Source organism: Paenibacillus humicus NBRC 102415, assembly GCF_004000905.1.
Taxonomy (GTDB): domain Bacteria; phylum Bacillota; class Bacilli; order Paenibacillales; family Paenibacillaceae; genus Paenibacillus_O; species Paenibacillus_O humicus.
Map to the genome: position 1 here is coordinate 23658 of NZ_BIMD01000025.1, position 12525 is coordinate 36182.

Annotated in this window: 9 protein-coding genes; all 9 read left to right on the forward strand. The window is 59.3% G+C overall.

Annotated elements, in window-relative coordinates; genetic code table 11:
* Positions 1–163: 163 nt before the first annotated feature.
* The 9 genes from PHU01S_RS15430 to PHU01S_RS15470 all read left to right on the forward strand — a co-directional run bounded on the left by PHU01S_RS15430 (position 164) and on the right by PHU01S_RS15470 (position 12424).
* Positions 164–1744, forward strand: a complete 1581-nt coding sequence (locus tag PHU01S_RS15430; RefSeq protein ID WP_127508309.1) for a DUF3502 domain-containing protein — start codon at positions 164–166, stop codon at positions 1742–1744.
* Positions 1745–1946: 202 nt separating this feature from the next.
* Positions 1947–4019 carry a beta-galactosidase gene (locus PHU01S_RS15435; protein WP_246029249.1) on the forward strand — a complete coding sequence of 691 codons (2073 nt, stop codon included), beginning with the start codon at positions 1947–1949 and terminating at the stop codon, positions 4017–4019.
* A gap of 395 nt (positions 4020–4414) precedes the next feature.
* A complete protein-coding gene (locus tag PHU01S_RS15440) occupies positions 4415–5146 on the forward strand; it encodes a CTP synthase C-terminal region-related (seleno)protein (protein WP_127508312.1) in 732 nt (243 codons plus the stop codon).
* Positions 5147–5688: 542 nt separating this feature from the next.
* Positions 5689–6876: an amino acid deaminase/aldolase gene (locus tag PHU01S_RS15445; protein ID WP_127508314.1), complete on the forward strand. Its 1188-nt coding sequence runs from the start codon at positions 5689–5691 to the stop codon at positions 6874–6876.
* Positions 6864–8216, forward strand: coding sequence for a D-arabinono-1,4-lactone oxidase (locus tag PHU01S_RS15450; RefSeq protein WP_127508317.1), 1353 nt, complete (start codon positions 6864–6866; stop codon positions 8214–8216). Before PHU01S_RS15445 ends, PHU01S_RS15450 begins: the two co-directional genes overlap by 13 nt.
* Before the next feature lie 173 nt (positions 8217–8389).
* The gene (locus PHU01S_RS15455) at positions 8390–9139 is read left to right on the forward strand and encodes an ABC transporter ATP-binding protein (protein ID WP_076359499.1); all 750 of its coding nucleotides are present in this window, start codon (positions 8390–8392) and stop codon (positions 9137–9139) included.
* Positions 9139–10794 carry a hypothetical protein gene (locus PHU01S_RS15460; RefSeq protein WP_127508320.1) on the forward strand — a complete coding sequence of 552 codons (1656 nt, stop codon included), beginning with the start codon at positions 9139–9141 and terminating at the stop codon, positions 10792–10794. Before PHU01S_RS15455 ends, PHU01S_RS15460 begins: the two co-directional genes overlap by 1 nt.
* 167 nt (positions 10795–10961) lie before the next feature.
* Positions 10962–11810 (forward strand): metallophosphoesterase family protein, encoded by an 849-nt coding sequence (locus PHU01S_RS15465; protein WP_234993092.1) that lies wholly within the window; start codon positions 10962–10964, stop codon positions 11808–11810.
* Entirely contained in the window at positions 11807–12424 is a 618-nt protein-coding gene (locus tag PHU01S_RS15470) for a glycerol-3-phosphate responsive antiterminator (protein WP_127508324.1), read from the forward strand. The genes PHU01S_RS15465 and PHU01S_RS15470 overlap by 4 nt, the downstream gene beginning before the upstream one ends.
* Positions 12425–12525 lie beyond the last annotated feature (101 nt).

The following is a 12525-nucleotide window of genomic DNA, read 5'->3' on the forward strand; positions in this document are numbered from 1 at the left end:
CACTCTGCCAGAAGATTCGTCCTTTCTACGTATTATCCGCCTGCACGAAGCTCCGCCTCCTTTACTAGGAGGGAGAAGCCCGACAGCTTCGCTGTGCCGGAAGTTTCGTCCATCCGCCTGCATGAAGTCCAATATCATCCATCCACTCATAGGGGGAAAAACCATGAAAGCCAAAAAATCGCTTCTGCTGCCGATGGCGGCGCTGCTCTCCATGTCCGCGGTGCTGGCAGCCTGCGGAGGAAACAACAATAACGCAGCATCCAATACGGGAACGCCGGCGGTCAACTCAACCGCTGCGCCGACAAACGCAACCGCTTCCAACGAGCCCGACACCTCCAAGGAGGTCAAGCTGAAAATGCTGCTCGTCGGCGGGAAGCCGGCCGACTATGACAAAGTATTCGGCGAGCTGAACAAGAAGCTCAAGGAGCGCATCAATGCGACGGTCGAGGCGGAATTCCTCGACTGGTCCGACTGGAACCAGAAGTACCCGCTGAAGTTCGCGGCCAACGAAGACTTCGACCTTGTCTATACGGCGAACTGGGCTTATTACAACGACCAGGCGCTGAAAGGCGGCTTCCTGGAGCTTACAGAGGACATGCTGAACAAGTATGCGCCGCAGACGGTGAAGAACATGCCTCCGGTTTCCTTCGACCAGGCGAAGGTGAACGGCAAGCTGTTCATGGTGCCGAACAACAACGTTGAAGTGAATGACAAGGTCATCCTCTACCGAGAGGATCTGCGCAAGAAATACAATCTGCCGGAGATCAACAGCCTTGAATCCTACGCAACGTATTTGAAGGCGATCGCCGCCAACGAAAAAGGCATGCTCGCCTACGGCGCCAAAGCAGGCGACGGCTGGAAATGGCATGAGATGGACCAGGCGACGCTGGAGCAGCACAACGACTGGAACCTGGTCGACATGACGCTGCCGCTCGCGTATAAGATGGACGATGCCTCCGGCAAGATCTTCAACATTTACGATACGCCCGAGTTCAAGCAGCTGCTGACTTACTACAAGGATCTCTCCGACAGCGGCGTCTGGTCCAAAAACGTCGTCAGCAACAAAAACGACGTCTGGCAGGATATCAAAGCCGGCAAGGTCGCTTCCTACGCTGCGCAAAATCTGGGCACCGCAGGCTCCAACCTCGCCGAGATGCGCCGGGACAACCCGTCCCTGGAGGTCGCCATCGCGGACATCACGCCGGACAAGAAAAAAATCGCGGCCATCTCGACGCAGAACGGCATGGCGATCCATGCGACATCCAAAAATCCGGAGCGCTCGCTCATGCTGATCGACCTGCTGCAAAACGACAAGGAAATCCATGATCTCACGATGTACGGCATCAGCGGCACGAACTATGTGCCGGAAGGCGACGACAAGTACAGCGCCGGCCCCGCCGCAGCGAACTACACCGGCTTCTCCAACTGGGGCTGGAACTCGCAGCTGAACCGGAGCGACTCCTCGTATCCGAAGGAAGCGGACGATATTTTCGAGAAATGGCAGTCCAGCATCTATCACTTCCCGCTGGAAACGTTCGTCTTCGACGATGCCAAGGTGAAGACGGAAGTAGCCAGCATCAGCAACGTCATGCTGCGCTATTCGATTCCGCTGGAATACGGTCTGGTCAAGGACCTGGACAAAGGCCAGGCCGATCTGATCAAGCAGTTGAAGGCAGCCGGCATCGAGAAGGTCATGACGGAAATGCAAGCCCAAGTGGACGCGTTCCTGGCCCAGCAAAAATAAGCCAAGCGGGAGGAGACCCTGTCGTCTTCTCCCGTTTGCATCGGTTTGAAACCATCGCGGACTGCCGGCCGTGCTTGAGCTTCGCTTCTCTCTATGAGGGAGGAAATCTTCGAAATCGGCACTCCGAATTCCGATTTCATTGCAGCCGCCAAGACAAGGCGGCGAAGCTTCCATTATTTCATTTCATCAAGGAGTGGTAACGTTGAGTCCAAAACATCCCCCCGTCAGCAGCAGGCTGCCCGTGCTCATGCATGGAGCCGACTACAATCCCGATCAGTGGCTGCATGATCCGGCCGTGCTGGAGGAGGACATCCGGCTGATGAAGCTGGCCGGCTGCAATGTCATGTCGGTCGGCATCTTTGCCTGGGCTGCACTGGAGCCGGAGGAAGGGCGGTTCGAGTTCGGCTGGCTGGACGACCTGCTCGACCGCTTCGCGGCGAACGGAATCTATGCCTGGCTGGCGACGCCGAGCGGCGCCCGCCCCGCCTGGATGTCGCAGAAGTACCCCGAGGTGCTGCGAACCGGGGCGAACCGGGTGCGCAATCTGCACGGCATGCGGCATAACCATTGCTACAGCTCCCCGGTCTACCGGGAGAAGGTAACGATCATGAACGGCAAGCTGGCGGAGAGATACGGCCATCATCCGGCTGTCGTCGGCTGGCATATTTCCAATGAGTATGGCGGCGAATGCCACTGCGAGTATTGCCAGGACGCATTCCGTGAATGGGTGAAGGAGAAGTACGGCACGCTCGACAAGCTCAATGCAGCCTGGTGGGCGACCTTCTGGAGCCATACGTACACGGGCTGGGAGCAGGTAGAGTCGCCGGCTCCGCATGGCGAGAACATGGTGCACGGCCATAATTTGGACTGGCGGAGGTTCGTGACGGACCGGACGACGGATTTTTGCAAGCACGAAATGGCGCCTCTGCGCTCCGTCAATCCAGAGCTTCCATGCACGACCAATATGATGGACCTGTTCTACGATCTGGATTACCGCAAGCTGGCCGAAGCCATCGACGTCATCTCTTGGGATGCCTATCCGATGTGGCATAAGGATGCCTCGGACACGCATATGGCGGCCTGGTTCTCCTTCAACCACGATCTGTTCCGCTCGCTCAAAAAGAAGCCGTTCCTGCTCATGGAGAGCACGCCGAGCCTGACGAACTGGCAGCCGGTGAGCAAGCTGAAGCGTCCCGGCATGCATCGGCTCAGCTCGCTGCAGGCGGTCGCGCACGGCGCTGATTCGGTGCAATATTTCCAGTGGCGCAAAAGCCGGGGCTCCAGCGAGAAGTTCCACGGCGCGGTCGTGGACCACGTCGGGCATGAGCATACACGCGTGTTCCGGGACGTGGCCGGGCTCGGCGCCGAGCTGGCTGGGCTGGCGGATGCAGTTGGGACGAATGTGCCCGCGGAGGCGGCCATCCTGTTCGACTGGGACAACCGCTGGGCGGTGAACGATGCCCAAGGTCCGCGCAACGGCGGCCTGCGTTACGAGGATACGGTCGTGCAGCATTATCGCGCCCTGTGGGAGCTCGGCGTTCCGGCCGATGTGGTCGGTTCGGAGGACGATCTGAGCGGCTACAGGCTGCTGGTCGTGCCGATGGCCTACCTGCTGCGTGAAGAAGCGGGAAGGAAGATCGAAGCGTTCGTGCGCGGAGGCGGCACGGCGGCGATCACCTACTGGAGCGGAGTCGTGGACGAGCATGATCTGTGCTATCTGAGCGGATTCCCGGGTCCGCTGCGCGAGGTGGCGGGCATCTGGGCGGAAGAGATCGAAGGGCTCCACGACGGAGACCGCAACGCTATCGTCATGCGGGACGGCAACGCGCTCGGGCTTGGCGGCTCGCATGAAGTGCATGAGCTGTGCGAGCTGATCCATGCCGAAGGAGCCGAGGTGCTGGCGGTGTACGGCGACGATTTCTATGCCGGCAGGCCGGCTCTGACCGTGAACGCCTTCGGCGCCGGCAAAGCTTATTATTTGGCCGCGAGAGTGAAGGACGATGGGTTCTACCGCGCATACTACGAGCGGCTTGTCGAGGAGAGCGGAGCCAGGCGCGCCGTGAAGGCGGAGCTGCCTCCGGGAGTGACGGCCCAGCTGCGCTGCGGCGGCGGCAAGGCGTTTTTGTTCCTGCTTAATTTCTCCGCCAAGGAAGCGGTCGTGCGGCTGGAGGAATCCGAGGCCGGATGGTCGGACTCCTCGACGGGGGATGCGGCGGTGGGAGAGATCTTCCTGCCGGTCAACGGCGCGAGCATCTTGGTGAGGGAGATCGGCTAGAAGGTTTGGTAAGGCGAAGAGAGCGGGACAGATAGCAGGCAGCTAGCAGGCAGAAAGCAGGCAGATAGCAGGCAGATAGCAGGTAGATAGCAGGTAGATAGCAGGTAGATAGCAGGTAGATAGCAGGTAGATAGCAGGACAAAGAGCAGAAACGGCGAAAGCTTCGGCCGTTTCTGCTTTTTTCATGCCGAGATGTCGGCCAGTCTATTATTTGCAGGGCAATGTGACTTGGGAATGCGCAGCGGTGAGCTGGGATCAGCCTCTTCGGACATGATCCGGGAAAAGAGGGAACCTGATGCAGCAATCCGTTGCTTCCTTCCTGTTTTCCCGACAGCAGCACCCGACTTATACTTGAATTCCGTAGGACAAATCTTATCTGCGGAAGAGGTGCGGGGATGAACGGGGTCAAAATAGCTCTGATCGGCGATTTCAACGAGGAAGTTGTGGCCCACGGGGCGATACCGCAAGCGCTGCGGCTATCTGCCGGAGCCATCGGAGCCGCCGTGGAGCCGGAGTGGGTTTCGACGGATTCTTTGCAGGCAGATGACAGTGCGGATGTTCTGGCAACTTATGAAGGCATGTGGATCACTCCAGGCAGTCCTTACCGGAGCATGCAGGGCGCATTGAACGCGATCCGGCATGCCCGGGAGCATTCCATTCCGCTAATCGGCAGCTGCGGAGGCTTCCAGCACATGGTAATCGAGTTCGCCCGCAACCGGCTAGGGATGGCCTCAGCGGATCATGCGGAAGAAAACCCGGATGCGGAGGTGCTGCTGGTCGCTCCACTGACCTGCTCCGTGAGCAATCAGTCTCATCGCTTCAAGCTGGCGACAGGCTCCAGGGTGGAAGGAATCTATGACAGCGACGAAATTTCCGAGCCTTACGGCATTTGCAATTACGGTCCCAATCCTATCTATATCGATAGGCTGGAAGCAGCGGGCTTCAAGGTATCCGGAACCGATCTGAACGGCGAAATCCGCATCATGGAATTGAACGGACATCCCTTTTTTATGGGAACCTTGTTCCAGCCGGAGCGTTCCGCCTTGCAGGGGCTTGTCCATCCGCTCATTACGGAATTCGTCCGCAGCGTTGTTGGATACGATGGCATGGGTGGATTAAAGACATAGAAGGATCGGACCGCCATCGCCAGGGCTGAACGATTGTCCGGCAGGATGGAGTAAGACATAGAAGCTTCGCCGAACTGCCACGCAGGACGTGCGAAGCTTTTTTTGCGTGGCAGGACGGGATGCTTGCCGGCAGCGGACGTCAATATCCTAGAATCTAAAGCGTTTTGGACGTGAATATCCGAATATCCAAGGCGTATCGGACATACGATCCGTTATTTTCGATCAAATCCTCATATTTGCTGCGTATCGGACATACGATCCGTTATTTTAGGCTGATGCCTCCATTTTGGAGGTGAATCTGTGAAATAGCGGAACTCTTGTCCGTTAAATTTTTTTGAATGGGCATTTTCGGGGAAATAACGGAACCAATGTCCGATAGGGTGATCGAATGGGAAAGAAATTCTACACGCAGCGATTTTTCTGCTGAAAGCGTATTTACAGAATCTTCCGAGGGGGCTAGGATTTAACTGTAGGAACAGTGGCTCACATCGTCGGGGATTCAAATTATGGCGAGTCTTTGCGCCGCGGAGCGGAGGGCTGGAATGGACAGGTACGCGTATTACAAGGGCATGTTTGAATCGCTTCCGAAGCCGTTCGCCTTCGTCGATCTGGATTTGCTGGACGCCAATGCGGCGGCCATCGCCCGGGAAGCCGGGGACAAGAAGGTAAGAATCGCCAGCAAGTCGATCCGCTGCGTCGAGGTGCTGAGGCGGATCCTCCGCTCCAGCCCGGTCTTCCAGGGCATCATGTGCTTCACAGCCGCGGAAGCGGCCTATCTCGCCCGGGAAGGCTTCGACGATCTGCTGCTCGGTTATCCGCAGTGGGAGCCGGAGGCGATCGGGGACCTGCTCTTGCTGGCGGCGGAAGGCCGCATAATCACGTTCATGGTCGACTGCCGGGAGCATGCCGAAAGGATCGCCGAGCTCGCTGCGGAGCGGTGCGTGCAGGCATCGGTCTGCATCGATCTCGATATGTCCGTCAGCTATCCGGGCCTCCACTTCGGAGTGAGACGCTCTCCTCTGGCGGGATGGGAAGCGATGAGGCCGCTTGCCGAGAGCATCCTCGCTTCCCGATGGCTGAAGCTGGAAGGCCTCATGGGCTACGAAGCCCAGATTGCGGGCGTGGGAGACAAGGTTCCCGGAAGCGGGCTGAAGAACGCTCTTGTCCGCCAGCTGAAGAAGCGTTCAATCCGGGAAATAGCCCGGCGCAGAGGAGAGGCTGTCGAGGGCCTGCAGAACCTCGGAGCCCGGCTGCGCTTCGTCAACGCCGGAGGCACAGGCAGCATGGCGAGCTCCCGGGCGGAGGCGGGCGTGACGGAGATTACGGCGGGCTCGGGCTTTTATTCCCCGGGATTGTTCGACAATTACGAGGGCTTCCGCTACCAGCCGTCGGCGGGTTACGCGGTCGAGGTCGTGCGGCGGCCGGGTGCGGGCATCGTCACCTGCATGGGAGGAGGTTATACGGCTTCCGGTCCCGCGGGGAGGGATAAGCTGGCAAAGCCGTATTTGCCGGAGGGACTCCGGCTGCTGCCTCTGGAGGCGGCAGGCGAAGTGCAGACTCCGCTGACGGGACCGGCGGCGGAGTCTCTCGCCATCGGGGATCCGGTCTTTTTCCGGCATGCCAAGGCGGGCGAGCTGTGCGAGCGGTTCAAGGTGCTGCATGCGGTGTCGCAAGGCAAGATTGTCGGACAGTACGCCACTTATCGCGGAGCGGGGGAATGTTTCTTATGAAGACAGCGTCATCGCATTGGTCCAACTGGTCAGGCAGCGTTCAGGCGTCTCCGCGTACCGTCCTTTATCCGGAGTCGGTCGAAGCGGTGGCGGAAGCCGTCCGGATGTGCCGCCGGGAAGGGCGGAAGCTGCGTACGGTCGGCTCCGGCCACTCCTTCACGCCGATCGCGGCCTCCGACGACATGCTTCTGTCGCTGGACCGCATGCAAGGCCTCGTCTCCATCGATCCGGCTGCCGGCACTGCTGTCGTCTGGGCGGGCACGAAGCTGAAGAAGCTCGGCAGCCTGCTGCATGAGCATGGCTTCGCCCAGGAGAACCTCGGCGACATCGACGTCCAGTCCATCGCGGGAGCCATCTCCACGGGTACGCACGGCACGGGCCGGGAATTCGGCAATCTGTCGACGCAGGTGCTGGAATTGACGGTCGTGACGGGGACGGGCGAGGTGATGGAATGCACGCCGGAATCCCATCCCCGGCATTTCAAGGCGCTGCAAATATCGGTCGGCGTGCTCGGCGTCATCGTGCAGGTCAAGCTGCGTCTGCAGCCTGCGTACAAAATGGAGTATGTCAGCCGCAAGCTTCCGCTTGGGGAAGCGCTGAAGCAGCTGCCCGCCTTGAGGGCGGACAACCGGCATTTCGAGTTTTTCTGGTTCCCCTATGCGGATCCGTGCCAGATCAAGGTGATGAACCCGTCCGACAAGGAAATCACGAGCAGCCCGGTCAAGGATTATATCAGCGACGTGCTGATTGAAAATACGTTTTTCGGCCTCGTGTCGGAGCTGTGCCGCAAGCGTCCTCGAGTCAGCGCTTCCGTCAGCCGGTTTTCCGCCTCCCAGGTCCCGGTCGGACGCAAGGTCAATTACAGCCACCGCCTGTTCTCGACGGAGCGCTCGGTCCGCTTCGTGGAGATGGAATACAATCTGCCTGCGGAAGCGATGGCTTCCGTCATCCGGGAGATGCGGGAGGAGATGGATCGCAGCCGGTACGACGTTCATTTTCCGGTGGAATGCCGCTACGCCAAAGGCGACGACATCTGGCTGAGCCCGGCCTACGGAAGGGATTCCGCTTATATCGCCGTCCATATGTACAAAGGCATGCCGCATGAAGCGTATTTCCGGGCGATGGAAGCCATTTTCCTGCGGCATGGCGGCAGGCCTCACTGGGGCAAGATGCATTTTTTGGACGCGGACGGGCTGCGGGGGCTGTACCCCCGCTGGGACTCGTTCCTCTCGGTCCGCAAAGAGCTGGATCCCGGCGGCATCTTCCTGAACGGCTATATGGAGCAGCTGTTCGGATCGGGCGGCGGTGCCGGAACGGCCGATCATGCCATTCGGGCATGAGGCGGCTTGCCCGTATTTTCCGCAGCTCATCGCGCTGTCTGTCGGGAATGGCCTGATCGCCGTCCCGAGGCGCACACGCAAGCATAAGCTTCCATCCCAAAATTCTCAAAAGGCGGTTGATTGCAGTGGCCAATGAGCTTGGAGAAGCCGTCATCCGTCTGCAGGACGTGCGGATGAATTACGGCAATAAGTTTGTTTTGAAGGGCATCGACCTGGAAGTCTATCCCGGCCAGATCATCGGATATATCGGCCCCAACGGCGCGGGCAAAAGCACGACGGTCAAGCTCATGCTCGGACTTGAAACCGGGTACGGCGGCAAGATCGAGGTGCTTGGACATAATTTGTCCGACGGCTCGTCGGCTTACAAAGGACGCATCGGCTATGTGCCCGAAACGGCCGAAATCTACGATACGCTCAGCGCGAGGGAATACCTGACCTTCTGCGGCGAGCTGTACGGACTGAAGCCGGAGGACGCCGATTACAAGGGAGCCAAGCTGATGCGCCTGTTCGGGATGGAAGAGGTGTATGATTCCCGGATCGATTCGTATTCCAAAGGAATGAGGCAGAAGGTGATGCTCGTCGCCAGCCTGCTCCACAATCCTGACCTGCTGTTCCTGGACGAGCCGCTCAGCGGACTGGACGCGAACAGCGTCATGATCGTCAAGGAGATCCTCGCTCAGCTTGCCGCCGAAGGCAAGACGATCTTCTATTCCTCGCATATCATGGACGTCGTGGAGAAGATCAGCAGCCGCATCGTGCTCCTCCATGACGGGCATATCGCCGCGGACGGAAGCTTCGCCGAGCTCAAGGCGCAGGGAGCGGAAGGCTCGCTGGAGCAGATCTTCAACGACCTGACGGGCTTCACCGAGCATGCCGAGATCGCCGGGAGGATCGTCCAGGCGGTTCAAGAGGACTACAGCTGATGCATGAATTCATAATGAAGCTGCTGGACAGGTTCAGCGGCATGTTCCGCCGTGCAGGCATCGACTACCCGGCGCTTCGCACGATCGTAAGGATCAAGCTGACGATGGACGGGCGCAAGCCGAACGGCGTCCTGGAAGCGATAGGGAAATCCAAGAAGCCTTCCGCGGACAAGCCGGAGAAGTCGCCGTTTGCGGTCAACTGGCTGTACGTCCTCATGAGCCTGGCGATGATTCCCTTTCTTTTTCTGAACGATAGCCTGGCCGGCATGACCTTCGTGTTCACGCTGCTGATGTTTTTCCAGGGGACGGCGATGATAGCGGATTTCTCATCGGTCATGCTGGATACCCGGGACCGGTCGATCCTGAGGACGAAGCCGGTGGACGGACGCACGTTCGGGATGGCTAAGACCGTCCATATCATCGTTTATCTCTTCCTGCTCACCGCCTCTCTGGTCGCGCTGCCGCTGATGGCGGTGTTCGTCTTCAAGGGAGCGGCCGCGGGGCTGGTGTTCCTGCTGGAGATCATGCTGGTGACCGGACTGGACATCTCCCTCACGGCGGCTGTCTATTATGCCGTGCTCCGCCTATGGGATGGGGAGCGGCTCAAGGATATGATCAACTACATCCAGATCGCGCTCGCGGTCGGGCTGATGGTCGGATACCAGATCATGATCCGCATCTTTGATTTCTCTGCCCTGGGAGCCGGCTTCGAGCCGGGAGGATGGTGGCTGCTGGCGCCGCCTGTATGGTTCGGCGCTCCTTTCGGGCTGCTTCAGGGAAACGGCGGCATCTCCTACGTCTTTGCAGCCTGCGCCCTGCTTGTTCCGCTGCTGTCCGTGCTGCTGTATGTCCTCATGCTGCCGCAATTCGAGCAGCAGGTCCAGAAGCTGACGCAAGGAGGAGGAGCGGGCAAGCGCAGGTCGGCGTTCCGTCCGCTTGAGCTTATCGGCGACCTGCTGATCCGAAACCCCCGGGAGAGAGCGTTCTATCGGTTCGCCTGCGCCATGATGGGCAAGGAAAGAGAGTTCAAGCTGAAGGTTTACCCGTCCGTAGGCTTTTCCATGGTCGTCCCGTTCATTTTCATGGCGAGCCAGCTCAAGGCAGGACTGGACAGCTTGTCCGTCGTCTGGGGATTGATGCTGTACGGAACCGGGCTCGCGATTCCGACGCTCTTGACGCTTCTGTCCTTCTCCTCCCGCCATAAGGCGGCCTGGATCTACTCGACATCTCCGATGGAGGAGACGGGGGCCGTCCACCGCGGCGCGGTGCTTGCCAGCCTCATCAAGCTGTTCCTTCCCGTATTCGCCGTTGCAGCGGTTGTCTTTCTGCTGCTGTTCGGCAAGGCTTTTGTTCCCGATCTCATTGCCGTCTTCCTCTCGCTGCTGCTGTTCGCCGTCGTCTGCTACCTCATCCTTCCGCGCAAGCTGCCGTTCTCGGAGCCGTTTCCGGCGGGAAGCTCCAGCCAGAACGGCTTGCAGGCATTCCTGCTCTTCGTCATTTTGGCGGCGTTCGGGGGCATCCACTTCGGGATTCGTGCGGCAGGATGGCCGTATTCGGTATGGATATTCTCCGCGGCGCTGATCGGCCTGAATTACGCGGCCTGGAAATACGGGTTCCGCGGCCGTTCTACCGGCAAGGCGGCATCCGCGAAATGAGCCGCACGGCATCAGCCATTCTCTTCCTTCCCTGCATGACAGGCCGGCCGGTGCCGGGATTTCACGATGGTTTCCTTTACCAAATCTCTACCTCCCGTTGACGAATAAGGGACACTCAACCGTTACCCTTAAATTGGAAATCAATCATGCATTGCCGGGAGGAGCGGATGACAGTGAGATTGATCGTGATGGGAGATCTTCATTATCATGAATGTGACAGGTCGGTACCGGGACTGCACGATGCGCATGCTGCTTTCTACAGCGGTTTGTTGGACGAGTTTCTGGAAGCGGACGCGGACCTGCACATTTCCTTGGGGGATCTGACCAACTATGGAACGGCCGAGGAGCTTCGGCAGATATACGGCTTGCTGAGGAGCAAGCCGCGGAACTTCATCCATGTCCTGGGCAATCACGACCTGTACGCGCAGACGCGGGCCGAGGTGCTGGACCTATCCGGCCAGCAGCGGTATCATGCCTTCGACGCCGGCCATGCCGTCCTCGCTTTCCTCGATACGGCCAAGGAGCAGGATTATGAGGATTGGGGAGGCTGGGTCGATCCGGAGCAGCTGGATTGGCTGGAAGAGATCGTGATCGCTTCGGGAGACCGGCCTCTTCTCGTCTTCGGCCATCATCCCGTCTACGCCACGACCGCACGCTCCGAAACGGATAAAGGCTCCATTCACCCTGATATCGACATGTGGAGCATCCTGCGAAAAAAGAAAGGCGTCGGCGTCTACTTCAACGGGCATACCCATGTCGATTCCATCGCGGTCCGCGGCCAATGGTCGTTCGTCCAGCTGTCCGCATGCCTGGATGTTCCGTCCTTCCGCATCGTGGATGTCGAGCCGGAAATGATTGCGGTCCGCGCCGTTGAAGTGACGGATGAAGAAGCCATCGGGGGCTTGCCGATCATCCACCGGCACATGAGGCATTTCACTCCGACTCTCGGAGCCAAGGGACTGCACAGGGACCGCGAGCTCGCCATCCCCCTCAAGGATTCCGTGCTGCCGGGATGAATGCCGAACAGTTCCGCAGCCTGCTCGAAGAACGCAGGATCATCGCCTCGCTCAAGCAGCCCAAGCATATCGAGCATGCGCTGGAGCTGCGCAGCCGGTTGTCCGGCGTGTTCCTGCTGATGGGGCATATCGGCGTGCTGGGCTCGTACGTCGATGTTTTCCGCAGCCACGGCATACCGGTCTTTCTCCATCTGGAGAAGATCGGCGGGCTCAGCACGGATTCCCACGGCATCGACTATTTGGCCAAGACGATACGTCCGGCCGGCATCGTCTCGACCAAGACGAGCGTAATCAGGGCCGCCAAGAAACGGGGCCTGCTCACCGTGCAGCGCTTCTTTCTCGTGGACAGCGAAGGACTGAGCAATATATCCGGCAGCCTGGAGCAGACGATGCCCGACGTCGTCGAGCTGATGCCTGCGCGCATTCCGGAAATGATCGCGCGCGTACGCCGGTTCGCGGACGTGCCGATCATTACCGGAGGGCTGCTCAGCGAGCCCTGTCAAGGCCGGCTATGCCTGGACTATGGAGCTGCCGCGATCTCGTCCTCCGATCCGAGGCTGTGGCGGGCCGACTATTCCGGGTTTTCGGGCAGCGGATGGGAACGATCGAGCTAGGCCGGGCCTCTTCACGTATTCTTCGCATGGCGTTGACGTTCAATTGACATACCGGGCCTATACTGGGCTTGTACAAGTAAATAGAAACGGTCGGAACCTCT

What these genes read in the sequence shown, in the direction of transcription:
- PHU01S_RS15430 (WP_127508309.1), top strand. Translation starts at nt 164, where the DNA reads ATGAAAGCCAAAAAATCGCTTCTGCTGCCGATGGCGGCGCTGCTCTCC.
- PHU01S_RS15440 (WP_127508312.1), top strand. Translation starts at nt 4,415, where the DNA reads ATGAACGGGGTCAAAATAGCTCTGATCGGCGATTTCAACGAGGAAGTT.
- PHU01S_RS15445 (WP_127508314.1), top strand. Translation starts at nt 5,689, where the DNA reads ATGGACAGGTACGCGTATTACAAGGGCATGTTTGAATCGCTTCCGAAG.
- PHU01S_RS15450 (WP_127508317.1), top strand. Translation starts at nt 6,864, where the DNA reads ATGTTTCTTATGAAGACAGCGTCATCGCATTGGTCCAACTGGTCAGGC.
- PHU01S_RS15455 (WP_076359499.1), top strand. Translation starts at nt 8,390, where the DNA reads ATGAATTACGGCAATAAGTTTGTTTTGAAGGGCATCGACCTGGAAGTC.
- PHU01S_RS15460 (WP_127508320.1), top strand. Translation starts at nt 9,139, where the DNA reads ATGCATGAATTCATAATGAAGCTGCTGGACAGGTTCAGCGGCATGTTC.
- PHU01S_RS15465 (WP_234993092.1), top strand. Translation starts at nt 10,962, where the DNA reads ATGACAGTGAGATTGATCGTGATGGGAGATCTTCATTATCATGAATGT.
- PHU01S_RS15470 (WP_127508324.1), top strand. Translation starts at nt 11,807, where the DNA reads ATGAATGCCGAACAGTTCCGCAGCCTGCTCGAAGAACGCAGGATCATC.